Here is a 17,228-nt window from a genome sequence, read left to right as displayed (position 1 = left end):
CCTTCGCATAGGATTGCAGCACATCTTCTTCAACCCCTCAACCCAATAACTATTATCAGTGCTCAGGATGACAAGGGGGGCTTGGGGCTTCAAATGCTGTTGCTCTTGTTGACTGCCGCGTAAGCGCGTCACCCCATTCCCTGACAAAAAGAAAGGCCCGCGGGGGCGGGCCTTTCGGGTGACGGCTTTCTTGAACTGCACTTACTTCGCAGCTAAATACCTATGGCTCCTACGATGAACGGCATCCAGGCTGCCATGATGAGTATGAGGGCAATAGCGGGCACGATGCCCGTCTTGAACATGTCGCCAAATGTGTAGTATCCCTCTCCGTACGTCAGCATGACGGTGGGGTTCACGGGCATGAGGTAGTTGCCGGCCACCACCACAGCGAGCGCAATCGTGGGCACGGCGGGGGATACGCCGAACCCGGCGCACAGCGTGATCATGATGGGCAAGAAGATGCCAAGGATAGCCACGCCAATCGGGCACACCGTGTGAATGAGATAGATAAGCGCAAGCAGCAGCGCGAACGCGGCGAAGAACCCCAGGTCCATGACACCGCTCCCTGCGATGAGGTCGGCCAAGAACTTCGCGCCGCCTGTCTTCTCAACTACGCTGCCCATGGACATGATGGTGCCGCACATGAGCACGATGCCCCACGGCACGGAGTTTTGGAACTCTTTCCAGGTGAGCAGCTGCATACCGGGAACGAACATAAGGGTAAGGCCGATGAGAGCTACCACGGTGGCGTTGAGCACCGGCACCCAGTTGCCGATGATCCACAGAGCCAACAGGCCCACAATGATTACAAGCGTCTTCACCTCGTGCGGCTCAACCTTCTTGGCGGCGGCAGCTTGGTCGCGGATGCCCTGCAAGGCGCTGTCGGCGATAGGCTCGGGCTTGAGGATCTGGGTGATGAAGAACCAGGTGATCGGCGTCATGACAATCACAACGGGCAGCGCCACGCACACCCAGTTCAAAAACGAGATAGAAGTGCCGGTGGCCTGCTGCAGAATGTTCATGGCCACAACGTTGAACGAGCTGCCGGCCGGAGTGGCCATGCCGCCCGTAACAGCCGCGATGGGAATGCCAATCATGAGGCAGCGCCCCAGGTTGGACTCGAGCGGCTTGGCATCCGTGGCCTTCAGGATGGTGAGCGCGAAGCCCAGGAACAATACGGTGCAGGGCACGTCGGACATAACGGTGGACACGAGCGTGGTGGCAATCATGAAGCCCAGTACGAGCTTGCGCGAGTTGGTGCCAGTCCATTTGATGATGGTGCTGATGAGGCGCACGCCCCAGTTCGTCTTCAGCATGATAACGGGCAGTGAGAACACCGAGATGATGAAAAACAGTGCGGGGCTGGCAAAGCCTCCGATGGCCTCGCCCAGGCCACCCACGATGCCAAGAACCGGGCACATGACCACCACGAACAGGGCTGTAACGCCCAGCGGCAGAGCCGAGGTAACCCAAAGCGATACGAGAGCAAGTAACAAACCCAGGGTCATAATGCCCTGGTGGCCGAGCGCTTCCGTACCGGGAATAAACATCGAGCCGATGATGCACACAGCGGCCAGTCCTATACCGATAAGGCGCTTGCTCAGAGGTACATTGGTACTTTCCATAGTTTCCTCCTAACCATGCGATCGCCGAGTGCCGAAGCGCCGGACGGTCGCCCCCTTGGTGCGTCGCGCGTCCGCGGCGCGTGGTTTGAGGCATCGGGGAAGGCACGTTCCCCTTGCGCTTTCCCCGATGCCTTCTCCCGACCCCCGGCCATTACGGCTGGGGGTCGGGTTGCTAGGCCTACTCAGCAGCGAACAGTTCAATCGGGCCCATGTTGCGGTCCTCGTCGACCGTCGACGCTTCCAGCATGCGGGTGAGGTAGCCTTCGGCTTCCACGTACACGCGCCAGTTTGCGGCTGCTACCTGGTGGAACCAGAAGTCGCCGAACTCGTCGGTCTCGCTTGCCAGCACCTCGCCCGAATCCAGGTTCTCGGCCGTCACCTTCGCGCCGATAATCACCTCGTCGGCCTCAAGGTCTACCACCATGCCGGCCAGGAAGCGCTTGGGCAGGTTGAGGTAGTACACGTGCGGCTTGTCGGTTGCGGCGCGCTCGGGCAGAAGCGCCTCAGCGACAGCAATTTCCTCAGCGAACTCTTCCTCTTCGCCGAAGCGCAGCGCGCCGTGAGGGCACACGTCCACGCAGTGCGGCACCTCGCCGGCGTCCACCAAGTGCGCGCAACCCGTGCACTTCTGGGGAATAGCCAGCTCTTCGTTCCAGAAGATGGCGCCATAGGGGCATGCCTCCACCAGCTCGCGCTTGTCGGCGGCTTTCTCCGGATCCACGATGACCAGGCCGTCGTCGCGGCGATACACCGCTTCCGGTGCCGCGGCCATGCAGGGCGCGTTCTCGCAGTGCTGGCACATATGCACGGTGTAGCTGATGCGCACCTTCGGCACCTGGCCGCGCACCTGCTCGTCCACGCGGGTCCAGAACTGGCCCGTGTCAGGCTGCGGCTTGGCCCAGGGGCTCCAGTCGTTGTCGACGTGCTCGTCCTTGCAGGCGATTTGGCAGTTGCGGCAGCCGCTGCATTTCGTCACGTCAATGATGAATGCCTTGCCCATAGCTTTACGCTCCTTCCACGATGCGGGCGGTCGCAACCAGGCCGCACGCGGGCTCATAGGCGCGGTTGAACGCCTCAGGGTACTCTTCGGCCAGCTGGAACACGTCAACCTTTTCCACGTTCACCAAAAAGCCGCTCGTCACTTCGCCGACCGTGTTCTTGGACGTGGTGGCCGTGGGCGCAATGAGGTTGTTCGCGCCGCCGCGGTCAAGGCCGTGCTCGCCCAGCTTGATGGTGTCGCAGCGCGAGCCATGGTCCTGGTACACCGCACCCGGCATGATGCGCTCGGTCACGCGCACGCCGCCCAGCACCGCACCGCGCTCGTTGTAGATCTTCGCCACGTCGCCCGTCTTCAGGCCCAGCTTGCCAGCGTCGATGGGGTGAATCCACAGCGGCTCGTACTTGTAGCCATCGGGGCCGGTCACCTTGCATTCCTCCATCTCACGGAACCAGGTGACGTCGTCGTGCTGCGCGTGCACGCGGAAATGCGGGTGGTTCGACACCAGCAAGAACGGGAAGTTGCGGCCGCGCTCGGTGGCCTGGCGTTCCTGGTGCGAGGGGCTTGTGGCCACCCAGCGGGGGATGGGGCCGCGCTCTTCATCGTCCGGGAAGTTCTGGGCCAGCGTGGTGGAGTAGTACTCCAGCTTGCCAGACGGGGTCTTCAGCGGATGGCCCTCCGGGTCCTCGTAGAACTGGCTCAGGCCGACGGGCAGTTCCTTCCAGTCCTCGCGCGTGGGGAAGGGGTAGTACTGCTTCTCTTTGAATTCCTCGAACGTGAGGTCATCGGGTACGCCGCAGGTTTCGAAGCCAAACTCAATCCACTCTTCGTCGGTCTTGCCGCCCAGGTAGCGGTTCAACAAATCCTCGTAGGGGCCGCCGAACTGCTCCAGCTTCTTGGCAACCTCGGCCACCACTTCCTTGTCGGACTTCGACTCGCCGATGGGCTGGATAGCCTGGCGCTCGTAGAACACGACGTTCCACTGGCCGGAGTCGGAGTCGGTGCCAATGTCCTCGGTTTCAAACTTGGTGTTCGACGGCAAAATGATGTCGGCCAGCAGGCACTCGTTTTCCATCCAGGGGTGTTGCACAACCACACACTCAATGGATTCGTGGCGCAGTGCGTCCTGCATGTGGAAGCCGCCGTTCCAGCACGTCTCCCAGCAGGGCGTATCGGACCACACCATGTGGATACGCTCCTTGCCCTCCAGCGGGAACTGGAACGGGCCGGTGAACTGGTCCTCGCGCGGCAGGCCGGCGGACACGTGGCCGTACCACTGCACCGGCGGGTTCATGATGGCCTCGGGAATCATGGTCTTGGGGATGAAGCTGGGCTGCGAGCCATGCACCCAGCCGCGGTAGGCCGCACCCAGGTTCGGGATTTTCGTGGAAGGCGGCAGCGGCGTGACCGTAGGCATGCCGAACAGCGTCCACTCGATGAACTTGAACTGGTTCGCGCCCGGCTTGCCCACTGCCTGCATGCCCAGCAGTGCCACTTCGAGGCGCGCCGGCTCGTGGGAGAACGTGGAGCGGATGTAGCTGCCGCCGTTGCAGTGGCCGATGGACACGGCGTGCGTGGCCCAGTAGCGCGCGAGTGCCTTGATGGTGTAGGAAGGCACGCCGCAAATCTTCTCGGCCCACTTCGGGGTTTTCGGCACGCCGTCTTCGCCACCCATGACATAGTACTTGAAGTTGTCGAAGCCCACGCTGTGCGTGTCAAGATAGGCCTGGTCATACGTGCCTTCTTTGATCCACGTGTAGGCGATTGCCAGCTGGAGCGCCGCATCGGTGTTCGGCAGCACGGGGATCCACTTGTCGGCGTGCACGGCGTTGGTGTAGTTCACGTCGGGCGAGATGTGAATCTGCTTCACGCCCAAATCGGTGAACCAATAGCACAGACGACTTGCCATGTAGCCGCCCCAGCCAAGCGGGGTGGTTTCCACGTCGCAGCCCCAGAACAGCACCGCGTCGCCGTTTTCGGAGATGTCTTTGATGATGTTGTTCTGCAGGCTCTGCTGGCCGAGTGGGTCCATGCCCCACACGTGCTTCGCGCCCCAGTACCAGCCTTCCCAGCTGTCAGGGTTGCGCGCCTGTGACGTGAAGCCGCCGCACAGCTCCAGCATCTTCACCATGCAGCCGTGGGAGGCGTGCACAATTTTGGTCTCGCCGTGGCCGTCGTACTCGCAGAGCACCGACTCGGGGCCGTACTGCTCGTGCACGCGCTTGATCTCGTCGGCCACCAGTTGCGCCGCCTCGTCCCAGCTGATGCGCACGTAGCTGCTGGTGCCGCGGTTCTGCGGGTTGCGCTCGCCCTTGGGGTCCCAGTCCACGCGCTTGAGCGGGTAGGGAATGCGGTTCTTCGAGTACACGCGCTTCTTGTAGCACAGCGACAGCGGCGAGATGAGCGTCTTGAAGCCCGGCTCAAACGTCTTGCCGCGCGCCTCAATCTTCCAGGCGTTCAGGTCTTCCGGTGTGTAGTGCTCGTCGAAGTGGAACGGGCGGATACGCAGGATCTTGTCGTTTTCCTCGTCAATATCGACGGTACACGCATTCGTGCCGATGCCAAAGCTGTTGAAGCCGAGGCCCTTCACAATAGGCGTGCCCTTCACGTTGTTCCCCATGCTATCTCCTCTCTGAGATGTGACGTGCTCTGTGTTGTGCAAGGCAGGTGCGCCAACCAGCACTTATGCGGTGGGCGCAGGCGGCTTGGGAACGCTTGGCACCTTGGGCGCGCCGGGGACACCGGGAACGGGCGGCGGCGTGGGCGCGCCCGGAGGGGTGGGAATGCCAGGAGCGGGCGCGGCCTTGGCGCCACAGTTCGGGCACTGGTCGAGCGAAGGGTCAACCTCCGCGCCGCACTGCGGGCACTTGACGGGTCCGTTATCAATGGTGGGCGGTCTGAAGCACATGGCTTGGTCCTTTCTGCGGGTGCGACCCGCATGGTTGGGTGGAGACGGTTATGCGCACGTCGGGCGCTTCCCCGCGCCCGACGAAGGCATCTAACAGGGGCAAACCAGCAGCTGACGAGGCTTTTCGGCAAGCCGCGTCGCAAGTTCATCCACAGGGCCGTACGTGAGGACGGCGGCTTGGCAGTGGTGCACGCATGACGGGAGTTTCCCCGCGCTGGTGCGGCGTGCGCACAGGGTGCATTCATCGGTGAACGTGGGCACGAAGGCGTGCTGCCAGCGCTCGCCCTCAATCTGCCAGGGGCCCACGGGCGTTACTACCACGCCGAAGCGCTCGGGCGGCAGGTTGTGTTCCATCTGGCAGGCCACCTCACACGCCCGGCAGCCCGAGCACCATTCGTAGTCGACGAGTATTCCGTACTGCGTCATTGCTCTTCCCCCTCTTCAACCTTGTACACGCGGCAGAGCAGCGTCTTGTAGTTGCTGCCAAGCCCGCTTTTGCCGGGCGTCCAGGTAATCAGCTGGTTGATGTTCATGTTCCAGAGGTCGAATAGGCCGTCCTCCAGCGCGGCGGGCGCTTCCGGGCGCCACCAGGCGTGATCGGTTGAGCACACGCGGGGGTCCAGCGCGTTGGTGGTGCGCACGCGTCGCTTAGCGCGGCCGCGCTCGTTTTCCACCCAGGCCCAATCGCCCTCTTCAAGGCCGAAGCGCGCGGCCGTGGTGGGGTGCATCTCAATGATGGGGTCGGGGTGCAGGGCACGCAGGTGCGGCACCTGGCGATGCTCGGAGTGGAAGAGGCCCACCTGGCGCGCGCCTGTGGTCAGCACAAGCGGGTAGGTTTCGTAGGCATCAGGCGTGCTCACGGGGCCGGGAACGGGTTCCTCGAAGTAGGGGAGCGGGTCGAGCCCCACCATGCTGTACAGCGTTGACCACAACTCGATGCGTCCCGTGCCGGTTTCGAAACCGGGCTGGCCGTCTGCGCGCATGAGGCCTTTCTCGTACTTTTTGTACGTGAAAGGCAGATAAGCCGGCGCATGTTCCTGCAGTTCGGGGAACGTCATGCCTGTGTCTTTCAGGATGAACGTGAACATGTCTTCGACGCTCTCCCATGGCCAGGCGTCGGCGTTGAAGCGTTTACCCAGTTCAAGGTTAATTTCCATGTCGGACTTGCATTCGCCTATGGTGGTTACCTTGTTGATGGACTCGCCGCGCTGCACGCCATCGCCCACGCGAATGCCGTCGCGCTCGGGGAAGGTGCAGGCCGGCAGTACCACGTCGGCCAGCGCCATGGCGGTGGGGGTCATGAACAAGTCCACCACCACGATGAACTCCAGCGTGTTGAGCGCCGCCAGCGTGCGCTTCGGGTCGGGGCCCGTGCAGGCGAGCGGGTTCGTGGTCTGCAACCAGCCAGCGCGCAGTTTGTAGGGCTTGCCCGTTTCCAGCGTGTTGATGGTCTCGTCGGTAGACGCGGGTCCCATGGCTGCTTTGAACAGGGGATATACGTCATTACCGATCTTCTTTTCCTGGCGGAATTCCTCGGGGATTAGCTCGCGGCCCCAGCCGGCGGCGTAGTAGAGGATGGAGGGCGGGGCAATCATGCCGCCCGGGTTGTCCACGTTGCCGGTGATCTCGAAGAGCGCGCTGATGGCCTGACCGGCGGGCAGCGTTTCCTTCGTCATGTCCACGGCCACGCCCCACTGCACGATGGCGCTATCGGCGGCGGCGAACGCACGGGCGGCTTCGCGCACCTTGTCCGCGGGCACCCAGGTGATTTCCTCCACGCGCTCGGGTGTGAACGTGCTCACGCGTTCGGCCAGCTCATCGAAGCCGTAGCACCAGCGCGACACGAAGTCCTGGTCGTAAATGCCCTCGGTAATCATGACGTTCAGCATGCCCATAGCCAGCGCCGCGTCGGTGCCGGGGCGCAGCTGGAGGAATACCTCGGACTTGCTGGCAAGCCACGTACGCTTCGGGTCAACCACAATAATCTTGCTGCCGCGCTTCATGCAGTCGGTGACCCAGTGGCCATATAGGCCGTCGGAATTGGACACCACCGGGTTGTTTCCCCAGATGAGAATCATGCCGGGGACGCGCCACTGGGGGTTGTCGTAGCGGTCGGCGAACTGCTGGGAGTAGTCGCCCAGCCAAAACGACCCGCTCGACACGCGGCAGCCGGCAATGCGCGGCGCGTAGCACGCCGTGCCCGAGAGGGCCACCGTGTAGTTCGGGCTGCCGAACGACCACGCAAGGCGCGTGATCCACGGTGCGATGTCACGCCCGGTGCCCTGCCAAAACGTGACGCACTCCGGACCGTACTCGTCGCGCAGCGCAAGGAACGTGTCGGCGATAAGCTCATACGCCTCGTCCCACGAAATGCGCTCCCACGCGTCCTTGCCGCGGTCGGCGCGGGCGCGCTTCAGCGGGTGTGTCAGACGATCTTCGTGGTTCACCACTTCCGGCAGTGCCAAACACCGCGGGCACAACCTGCCGTGGTTGAACGGGTTCTCGCGGTCGCCTTCAACCTTCACCAGCTTGCCATGTTCGTCGGTGTGCAGCAACACGCCGCAGCCAAGGTGACATCCCGGGCCCGTCCATGCGCTTCCGCGCGTGACGGTGTGGCCGTCTTCCTCATAGCGCAGTGGTTTTTCGTGCTCGACGAATGTGTATCCTCGATCTTCCATCGCGATACCGCGCCCCCTTCTCGTCGTGGTGTGTGGCCCGCCGTGCGGGGCCGAACTCGTGGGGCCCAGTATTTTTCGTCTGGCAAAAATAATCTACAACTGCTAAGGTTGAAAAAGGGTTTTTCGGGTTTTCGATGTCATACCCAAATGTTGAAGTGGGGGGTTTATGGGCGTCTCATCTGCGGTTTCTTCGCCAGAACGCACGCACACACCAGACGACTTAGTCATGACGTATGTGCTTGCCAGCTTCGGGTTCGCCTGCCTTATTGGCTGGGAACTCTCGGCGGTGTTCAGTCCGGCGCTCACGCTCTTAAGCTTCTGCGACATCCGCGAGGCGGTGCTGTTGCGCATTGTGTCGGTGCTCACGCTGGCCGCCGCGTTTGGCTTTTGCGCGTGGAAGGCCGACTGGGTGTTCGAGCATCGCAACCGCTTCCTCACGCTGGGTTCGCTGCTTGCGTTGGTGGCAGTGGCGAACACGGCGGCCAACCTTGCGTTTGACGGCATACCGCTTTTTGTGTCGATGGTCGCGTGGGGGCTCTTTGGGTTTGCGCAGGGCTGCATCATGACGTACTGGTGCGTGTTTTTCAGCCTCATTCCCACGCGGCGCACGGCTGTGTCCATTGGGTTGGCATCGGCTTTGGGCACGCTCATGTACGTGTTTGCGAATGCCTCGGATTCTTTGTGGATGAACCTCACGGAAATTGGGCTTCTCATGCTGGCGTCGGTGGGGATGGTGGCGTTTCTCACCACACGCATTCCGCAGGAGCGCATTTTGCCTGTTCATGAGTTTAACCGGACGTCGGTTCTCACGTTGCCGGCATCGCTGTCGGTGGCGTGCCATGGCGCGGTGTATGGGTTCATGGCCATTGCGCTGTGTTCCATGGGGCCGGTAGCGGCGCTTCTGGGCGGGGCGAGTGGCCTTGTGGGCGGCGGGTTCGCGCTTTTGTGGGGCTACTTGGGGCCGAAGGTTGACGTTGACACCGGGGTGGTGCAACGCATCTCGTTGCCGCTTCTGCTGGCGGGGCTGTTGCTGTTTCCGCTGTTCGACGGCGCGGGGCGCATTGTGTGTGGCTGCTTGGTTATCACGGCGCTGGCGCACTCGTCCATCATTGCGTGGTACTCAACCAGCATCGACAACTACGAGTTCCGGCTGCATCCGGTCGACCGCTTTGCGTTGCGCGAGGCTCCTAACTGGGTGGGCTTTTTGCTAGGATCCATCATTGCGTACGTGTTCATTTTCACGCTGCATTTGGAAGGCTGGACGTATCACCTGGCCATGATTGTGTTTGCGCTGGTGGTAGTGGTGGTGTTCTCCGTGTATGGCGGGAACGAATCGGCCACAAAAAAGCGCCTCAATGCGCTGTTGACGCCTGCGGTGGTGGAGCAGCTGGTGGCCTCGGAAGACGAGCCGGCGGGGGAGGGTCAGGCGGTGCGGCCGCCGTCCTTCAAGCAGCGCTGCGACCACGCCGCCGAACGGTATGGCCTCACGCCGCGCGAAGAGGAAGTGTTCTTCCTGCTGGCGAAGGGCCGCAATGCGGAATACATCGCCGAGCAGCTGGTGGTGAGCCCCGCCACCGTGAAGTCGCACATCTACCACATCTACCGAAAGCTGGGCATCAACTCCCAGCAGCACCTCATGAACATCGTAGATGAGGATGACGGCTAGGTTATGACTCTTGCAAGACTCCGCCTTCAAGCCAGTCAGCCCACGTCGTAAGGTTAGGAATGCGGGAAAACTCGTGGCGTACTAGCCAGCGCGAAGCGCGTCACACTTTTGTGCCAGCAAAAACAAACCTGCCAGGTTAAACGTAGGTGGCGGCAAGGGCAGAGCCCTTGCCCTACGGTCAACCTGGCAGGTGGGCGGGCTAGATTCAGCCCCAGGTAAAGTGACCTGTTACAGCACGCCGTCGTATTTCGCGTGCACTTCGTTGTCGGGCTTCCAACCAGCCTCGAAGGCGGCGTTCGCGAAGAAGATGCGGATGTCGGCGTGGTTGTCGTTCTTCAGCCAGAAAATCTTCACGGCATCGTCGGCCGCGGGATCCTCAAACCACAAGCCTTCGCCTGTGGCTTCCTCGGGGGTAGGCGTCTTGTACACAATGAGATCGGCGTCGAAGTACTGATAAACTTGGCAGGCCTTAAGATCGGCGGCTTCTTCGGTATCGACCGTGCAAAACTTCGTCATGGTATCCTCCTTGGTTCGGGCATGCGTCAAACGCCGCACGCGGCGGTGGGGGAGGTATGACGATCGGCTGGCTGGCGCCATTCTAGCAAGCGCTCCTGCGCTGCGCAAGCTGTCGGGCAATCTCGGTTGCCAGCAGCGGCACCGTGTCAAGCGTGGCCGCCTGAACGGGCTCAATGGTAAGGTTCAGGCTTTTTCGCAGCGTGATGAGCAAAAGCGCGTACTTCGTTTCCACCGATGAAGCGCCCGCGCAATTCATCGACAAATCTCCCAGGCTATCGCCGCTTTCAAGCGACGAAAGGCGCAGCGCAATGCTGTGTTCGGCAAGTTCGTTCACGTCATCACTCCAAAACCCGTCGTCGATGAGATAGCGGCAGGTGATGAAAGTTTTCAGGCGCGCATACACCTCGTCATACGACGTTGCGTTCGCGAGCGCTTCCAATTCCGCATCGGAGCGCGCTTTCGCCTGCTTAAGGTAATCCGTCCTGCTCATGTGACCTCTTTCTCCACTCGCCGCCCGCCGGTGCGCACTTCGCCCCGGGCACCAGCGCCCGCATCCCCCGCGCGCCCTCGCGTTCACCATGGTAGCCCCTCGCACGTCCGGCGGCATCAACTTGGCAAGCGGAGAGGGCCGCTCACCGGCGGTTTCAACCTTTGCGTATGAAGCGCGCCGGCGTTTCAACATGTGAAGTCGATGCATTGGACGCCCGCTCCGCGCGACGATGCGGCCATCGCGAATCTGCGAGAGACGGGGGAGGCGCGATCGGCTGGCTGCTTGTCGCGCACGCCCGTTGCAGACGCATTCTGCGGGCATCGATCGAAAGGGGGCGCAGACGACCATCGTCGTCCGCGCGGGGCACGGGGCGCCGCGCGGGTATTTCTGAAACCTGGAGGAGGAACCAACTATGGAGCAAAAGAAATCGTTCTACGGATGGAAGCTCGCCGTTGTGCTGGGCATCATCTATTTCTGTTCGAGCGCGTTTGTGCTGGCCGCAGCCCAAATTGTGAATCCCATGATGTTCAAGTCGGGCGAAATTCAGATGGACGCCACGATGCTCGGCATGGGCTTCACGCTGTTTGTTCTGTGCCAGGGCATTCCCACGCCGCTGCTGGGCCAGCTCATCGCGAAGAAGGGCGCCCGCTTCACCATGATTGCTGGCGGCTGCGTCATGCTGGTGGGCACGTTGGCCATGTCGTTTTTCGTGCATGAGGCGTGGTCGTACTTCCTGTTCTTCGGCGTGCTTATGTCCATGGGTTCCATGGCGCTGGGGCAGCTGTCCACCCAAACGGTAGCCGGCAGCTGGTTTATCGCCAACCGCGGCAAGGCCATGACCATTGTGATGGTTATTGGCGGCGCGGGCTCCATCTTGGCGCCCAAGATTGTGAAGGCTGTTATTGACGCGGCTGGCGGCGCGTGGCAGGCGGGTTGGTATGCGCTCATTGCTGCCGCCCTCATTGGCACGCTGTTGGCGCTGTTCCTGGTGAAGAACACGCCGGCTTCCATCGGGCAGCTTCCCGATGGCGTGGCGGACAGCCAGGCTGTGGTGGCCGAAGCTAAGGAATCGAAGGTGTACAAGAACCCCAACGACATCACGTACAAGACGGCGCTCAAGACGCCGGCCATGTGGCTTATCGCGCTCACGCTGGCGGGTGGCTACACGGCGTTTAGCCTGAACACCTCGCAGGGCGTAATGAACTTCACGCAGCTGGGCTTCGACCCCGACCTCATTGTGACCGCCGTGTCGGTCATGGGCTTCGCCATGCTGCTGGGCCGCTTGGTGGTGGGTGTGATTTCCGACCGCTTTGAGCCTATTCGCCTCATGGGACTGTGCGGCCTCATGCTGATTATCGCCATTTTGCTGGGTGCGTTTGCAAGCCCGAGCATGCCGGTCATGATGTTTGGTTACTACCTGCTGCTGGGCTTTTTCTTTGGCGCCATCAACACGGTGGGCCCCACGGCGCTGGCGAACTACTTCGGTGCTGGTCACTACTCCAAGATTCTCAGCACGGGCATCCTGGTGACCACGATTGTGTCTGCCCCCATAGCCACCATGGTGGGTGCCACGTTTGACGCCACGGGCGCGTGCACCACGGGCTTTTTGGTAAGCGCGGGCATCGTGGCCGTGTGCACGGTGTGCTCGCTGTTTGTGCGCCTGCCCAAAAAGGGTGCCGCAGCCGTGGCCGATCAGGACGAGGTGCGCGCCTAAGCGCTTGTCTCGGGAGGGAGAACTATGAAACTTGCAGAACAGTTCCACCTGCGCAATAACCGGGACGTTACGCTGAACGTGCGCCCCATCGAGATTGGGCTGTATCACGACTACGTGTTCGAGGGGCCGTGCCGCTTTGGGCGCGGCGACGAGCTCACGCGCGAGCACGACATGATGGTCATTGAGATGAAGGCCAAAAACGACGAGAAGATGCTGCACGAGCAGTTCGGCGACATCCCTGGCGTGAACATCATGGACCAGATTGTCATCCGTCGCGACGAGACGTTTCCGCTGACGAACGCCATGTTGGAAGAGATGGCGGCCGACGTGGAAGACGTGGACTTGTACCTGTTCAACTTCACGGTGTTTGGTGCGGACTTGGCCATTGCATTCGCGCAGAAGTACGGCAAGCCCTCAATCATTCTGCCCACGCCGAACAACGACGCGCACATGTCGGCGGCGTTCCGTGGGCGCGGCCTGGAAATGCATAGCCCGGCCACCATCGAAGACGCGCGCAAGACGCTGGTGGCCCTGCGCGCCCGCAAGGTCATGGCGAACACGCGCGCCATGGTGGTGGTGCGCAACAACTCGGTGCACCCGGTGACGAACTACGATTCGTTCCTTGATCACTTCGACGTCACGCGGAAGCTGGGCACGTCGTTCACGTATTACAACCTGCATGAATTCCTTGATCAGCTGCATATTGTGCCGCCCGATTCGAACCCCACGTTGCCGGGGCGCAAAGCCGATAACATCACCGAAGAGGAACAGGCAACCATCGAGGCGATGGTTGACGAATTCATGGCGGGCGCCACGACGTGCGACATGGACCGCGAGAAGATTATTCCCTCCATGCGTGCGCACTACCTGGTGAACAAGCTGCTTGCGAAGCTGGACTGCAACGCGTTTGCCGCGCCGTGCCCCGACATGTGCGCGACGCGCCGCTTGAACCACGAGCAGACCACACTGTGCCTGAACCACACGCTCAACAACGAGTGTGGCGTGTGCTCGGCCTGTGAGCAGGACGTATCGGCGCTGCTGTCCATGGTGGCGCTGTCCGCCGTGTCGCAGAGTGCGCCCTACATGGGCAACACCGTACCGGTGAAGCTGGATGCCAATGACGAGCTGCGCATCAAGACGCGCATCATGTTCCGCCCGAATTCGTGCGACGAGGAAACCCCGCGTTTGGCCGAGCAAGAGGCCGACGCCATCATGTCCATTTACCACGCGGTGCCGAACCGCCAGTTCAAGGGCTATGATGCGGAGCCGGCATCCTACGACATTCGCCCGTTTGCGATGGATGGCCGCTGGGGTGCCACGGTGCGCTACGACTTCAAGCGCGACATCGGCGAGCCCATCACGCTGGCGAAGTTTGACCCCACGTGCTCGAAGATGCTTATCGCGCGCGGCACGGTGGTGGGCGGCATTGGCGAGCGGGACGAGAACTGCAGCGAGGGCGTGTTCTTCAGCGTGCCCGACGGACGCGCGTTCCGCGAGGCCACCATGTGGACCGGAAACCACACGGCACTGGTGTATGGTGACTGGTTCGAAGAGATGGTGCTGTTCGCGAAGAGTGTGGGCCTGGAGCCGCTGGCGGTGGGCTAGGGAAGGCGCGTCCTGCTCTTCGCACTGTTTACACAGATTGTAGTGAGGCTGTAATAAAAGTTCCCTTTGCAGGTTGTCCGGAGGGCAAGGGTTCTGCCCTTGCCGCTCGGCGAGAACAAATCTGTCAGGTAAAACGCGGTTGACGGCAAGGGCAGGGCCCTTACCGCACGGAGAACCTGGCGGGTAAGGGGCTTTTGTTGCAGCCTCCTGCTATCATGGGGGTATTCTGCTGCGAGGAGGTATTGCTATGGACACTGAATTCGCCCTTGACGTCGAGCGCGTGCGCGCTGATTTCCCCATCTTGTCGCAGGAGGTGAATGGGCGGCCGTTGGTGTATTTGGATAACGGTGCCACCACGCAGGTGCCGAACCCCGTGCTTGACGCGGTGGTGGCTCACTATCGCACGGACAACGCGAACGTGCACCGCGGCATTCATACGTTGAGCGAGCGATCAACGGCCAAGCTTGAAGCGTCGCGCGAGGTGGTGCGTGCGTTCTTGAACGCAGCGTCGGCGGACGAGGTTGTGTTCACGTCTGGCACGACGGCGTCGGTGAACATGGTGGCATACGCGTGGGAGGCGCGCCTTGCGCCGGGGCAGTGCGTGGTGGTGTCGGCGCTTGAGCATCACGCGAATTTCGTGCCGTGGCAGCAGGCGTGCATGCGCTCGGGTGCGGAGTTTTTCGTGTGCCCTTTGACGGCGGAAGGCGAGGTTGACCTGGGTGCTCTTGAGGCGCGCCTCGCCGCAGGCGGGGTGTCGCTGGTTGCGATGGCGCACGTGTCCAACGTGCTGGGGACGGTGGTGCCCGTGGGCGAGGTGGTGCGCCTGGCGCACGCGCACGGGGCGGCCGTGCTGGTGGATGCGGCGCAAAGCGTGCGACACGAGCCGCTGGATGTGCGCGAGATTGGCTGCGACTTCCTGTGCTTTTCAGGACACAAGGTACTGGGACCCACGGGCATCGGCGTGCTGTACGGAAAAGGAGAGTTGTTGGGCCAGCTGGCGCCCAGTTGGTATGGCGGCGAGATGGTTGCGCAGGTCACTGCCGCACTTACAACGTTTGAAGAACTGCCGTTGCGCTTCGAGCCCGGCACGCCGAACTACGTGGGCGCTCTTGGGCTGGCGACCGCGCTTGACTATGTGGAGGGCGTGGGTCGTAAGGCGGTGGCCGCGCGCGAGGCGGCACTTACGGCTTACGCCGAGGAGCGTCTGCGCGCAACGAAGGGCGTGCAGGTGGTGGGCTCGCCCGCGCGGCGGGCTGGTTGCGTGTCGTTTTGCGTGGAGGGTGCGCACCCCTTCGACATCGCGACGCTTTTGGACAAGCTTGGCGTGGCGGTTCGCTCGGGTTCGCAGTGCGCCCAGCCCCTGCTGGACGAAACGTTGGGTATCCATAAAGTGGTACGCGTGTCGCCCGCGTTCTACAACACGCGGGAAGAGATTGACGCTTTTGGCGAAGCGCTAGAGCGAGTAGTAAGGCTGGTAACCCCACGCGGATAGGGGTTCCTTGTGTTACTGTACGACCAGAGCATACATTCCTTTTCTCAACAGCACAGACGAAGGAGGCCGACGTGAATCCGGCATGCGAGGCGCAAAACGAACTTGTTGGTGACTTCAACGAACTTGACGACCCCTTCTTTCGCTATGAGTATCTGCTAGGGCTAGCCGCCGAACTTCCCGTCATGTCCGACGCGGATAAGGAGCGGTCGGCGAAGGTGGAGGGTTGCCAGTCGCAGGTGTGGATGCGGGCGGACAGCAACGCCGACGGCACGCTGTTGTTCGCGTTCGAAAGCGACACCCTCATCGTGCGCGGCATTCTGCGCGTGATGCAACTCATCTATTCGGGTCGCACGCCCGCCGACATCGTGGATTGTGAGTTCGACCTGCCCGTGCGCGCCGGCCTCGATGACCTGTTTGAGGCTCAACGCCGAAGCGGCATGCGCTCCATCGCAAGCGCGGTGCGAGCTGCGGCAGAAGTGTCATCCTGAGCATCGCTAGACGGTTCCTCTTGTCATCCTGAGCGAAGCGCCGCAGGCGCGTAGTCGCGACGCGAAGCTAGTCCCGCAGGGGAAGGATCCCGTGTGGCGTTAGCAGGAAGTCTCCCTGTTGGCACCACACGGGATCCTTCGACTCGCTTCGCTCGCTCAGGATGACAAGAGGAGGCTAAGGGCTTCGGCGTTGTTGCTCTAGTTGGGTAGCGCGAAGTGCGTAACTGTTTGTGGAGAAAGTATGGAGGCTAATAAGTGCTGGGGATAGCTTCTGAGGTGGGGTAGGAAGCATGTTCTACCTGCGATAATGAGTTCATGAAACCTGGGCTGTCTTTACAGCGGCCAAGAACGGCCACTCTTCACAATCCCGAATCGCATGCTACTATGCCGACTATATACCGCATGTAAGCGACGGACCGGGAAACGATGTCGTGGCGGTGTAAACGGGAAGAAGCACTACAAAAGGACAAGGGATAATTATGCGAAACCGAATGTCACGGTACGGCAAAGTTGCATGCGTAGCTACGCTTACGCTTGCTTTGGCTGCCGGTCCACTACCTGCCTTTGCAGGTACCGCAGAATCCGAAAATCTCCGGGGGGGGGGGGCTTTCTGAGCCTTTAGCTGCCCCAAGCGGAACCCCAGGAACCACCGGTAACGAATCTCTCGCTACCTCAGTCGCACTTCTCGAATCCCAAACTACAGGCGCTCTGCCTCTTGTACAAGGAACTCCCAAAGCAACACTCGGAAGCTTTGTGTCCGAAGGCCTCATCTATGAAGTGAACAAAGACGGTACGTCCGTCGCTCTGGTTGGCATCCATGCCACCGATCTCAAAAACATCTCCGTCCCCACCCAGGTAGTCAGCGGTTCCGATACCTACACGGTTACTGCTGTCAAAACCCTTGCGGGGGGGGGGGGGGGCATTCACTGATTCTTGCGTAGAATCTCTTTCCCTACCTGAAACAATCCAAGCAATCGACGACGAGGCCCTTAAAGGTTGCTCGTCTCTCAAGCATGTCCAGATAAGCCCCAAGTGTGAGGGCTTTTCGT

The 17,228-nt window shown here is 61.5% G+C and carries 13 protein-coding genes and 1 pseudogene; 6 read left to right on the top strand and 8 right to left on the bottom strand.

The window, feature by feature from the left end:
* Positions 1-212: 212 nt before the first annotated feature.
* The 6 genes from QNJ86_RS10725 to QNJ86_RS10700 form a co-directional block, all read right to left on the bottom strand.
* A complete protein-coding gene (locus QNJ86_RS10725) occupies positions 213-1,625 on the bottom strand; it encodes an SLC13 family permease (RefSeq protein ID WP_283832621.1) in 1,413 nt (470 codons plus the stop codon).
* 178 nt (positions 1,626-1,803) lie between these two features.
* The gene (locus QNJ86_RS10720; protein ID WP_283832620.1) at positions 1,804-2,625 is read right to left on the bottom strand and encodes a 4Fe-4S dicluster domain-containing protein; all 822 of its coding nucleotides are present in this window, start codon (positions 2,623-2,625) and stop codon (positions 1,804-1,806) included.
* A gap of 4 nt (positions 2,626-2,629) precedes the next feature.
* Positions 2,630-5,242, bottom strand: coding sequence for a molybdopterin-dependent oxidoreductase (locus QNJ86_RS10715; RefSeq protein ID WP_283832619.1), 2,613 nt, complete (start codon positions 5,240-5,242; stop codon positions 2,630-2,632).
* Between the two features lie 63 nt (positions 5,243-5,305).
* Positions 5,306-5,530, bottom strand: a complete 225-nt coding sequence (locus tag QNJ86_RS10710; protein WP_283832618.1) for a zinc-ribbon domain-containing protein — start codon at positions 5,528-5,530, stop codon at positions 5,306-5,308.
* A 90-nt stretch (positions 5,531-5,620) separates the two neighbouring features.
* Entirely contained in the window at positions 5,621-5,956 is a 336-nt protein-coding gene (locus QNJ86_RS10705; protein ID WP_283832617.1) for an oxidoreductase, read from the bottom strand.
* Positions 5,953-8,208 (bottom strand): molybdopterin-dependent oxidoreductase, encoded by a 2,256-nt coding sequence (locus tag QNJ86_RS10700; RefSeq protein WP_283832616.1) that lies wholly within the window; start codon positions 8,206-8,208, stop codon positions 5,953-5,955. Before QNJ86_RS10700 ends, QNJ86_RS10705 begins: the two co-directional genes overlap by 4 nt.
* Before the next feature lie 166 nt (positions 8,209-8,374).
* Between QNJ86_RS10700 and QNJ86_RS10695 the strand changes: the two genes are divergently transcribed.
* Entirely contained in the window at positions 8,375-9,874 is a 1,500-nt protein-coding gene (locus tag QNJ86_RS10695) for a helix-turn-helix transcriptional regulator (RefSeq protein WP_283832615.1), read from the top strand.
* A gap of 228 nt (positions 9,875-10,102) precedes the next feature.
* On the opposite strand, the gene QNJ86_RS10690 is transcribed toward QNJ86_RS10695, so the two are convergent.
* Positions 10,103-10,390: a 7(1) septoil knot domain-containing protein gene (locus QNJ86_RS10690; protein ID WP_283832614.1), complete on the bottom strand. Its 288-nt coding sequence runs from the start codon at positions 10,388-10,390 to the stop codon at positions 10,103-10,105.
* 82 nt (positions 10,391-10,472) lie between these two features.
* Entirely contained in the window at positions 10,473-10,880 is a 408-nt protein-coding gene (locus QNJ86_RS10685) for a hypothetical protein (protein WP_283832613.1), read from the bottom strand.
* 412 nt (positions 10,881-11,292) lie between these two features.
* On the opposite strand from QNJ86_RS10685, the gene QNJ86_RS10680 reads away from it, so the two are divergent.
* The 5 genes and pseudogenes from QNJ86_RS10680 to QNJ86_RS13930 form a co-directional block, all read left to right on the top strand.
* Positions 11,293-12,594 carry an MFS transporter gene (locus tag QNJ86_RS10680; protein ID WP_283832612.1) on the top strand — a complete coding sequence of 434 codons (1,302 nt, stop codon included), beginning with the start codon at positions 11,293-11,295 and terminating at the stop codon, positions 12,592-12,594.
* 24 nt (positions 12,595-12,618) lie between these two features.
* Complete coding sequence (locus tag QNJ86_RS10675) at positions 12,619-14,199, top strand: hypothetical protein (RefSeq protein ID WP_283832611.1); 1,581 nt, start codon at positions 12,619-12,621, stop codon at positions 14,197-14,199.
* A gap of 247 nt (positions 14,200-14,446) precedes the next feature.
* On the top strand, positions 14,447-15,691 hold the full coding sequence (locus tag QNJ86_RS10670) for an aminotransferase class V-fold PLP-dependent enzyme (protein ID WP_283832610.1): 1,245 nt from the start codon (positions 14,447-14,449) through the stop codon (positions 15,689-15,691).
* A gap of 71 nt (positions 15,692-15,762) precedes the next feature.
* Entirely contained in the window at positions 15,763-16,179 is a 417-nt protein-coding gene (locus QNJ86_RS10665; protein ID WP_283832609.1) for a SufE family protein, read from the top strand.
* A 901-nt stretch (positions 16,180-17,080) separates the two neighbouring features.
* Positions 17,081-17,206: pseudogene (locus QNJ86_RS13930) on the top strand (hypothetical protein); the annotation flags it as partial.
* Between the last annotated feature and the right edge of the window lie 22 nt (positions 17,207-17,228).

Origin of the sequence: Gordonibacter faecis (assembly GCF_030077735.1) — a bacterium.
Taxonomy (GTDB): Bacteria; Actinomycetota; Coriobacteriia; order Coriobacteriales; family Eggerthellaceae; genus Gordonibacter; species Gordonibacter faecis.
This window is presented reverse-complemented; position numbering and strand designations above follow the sequence as displayed.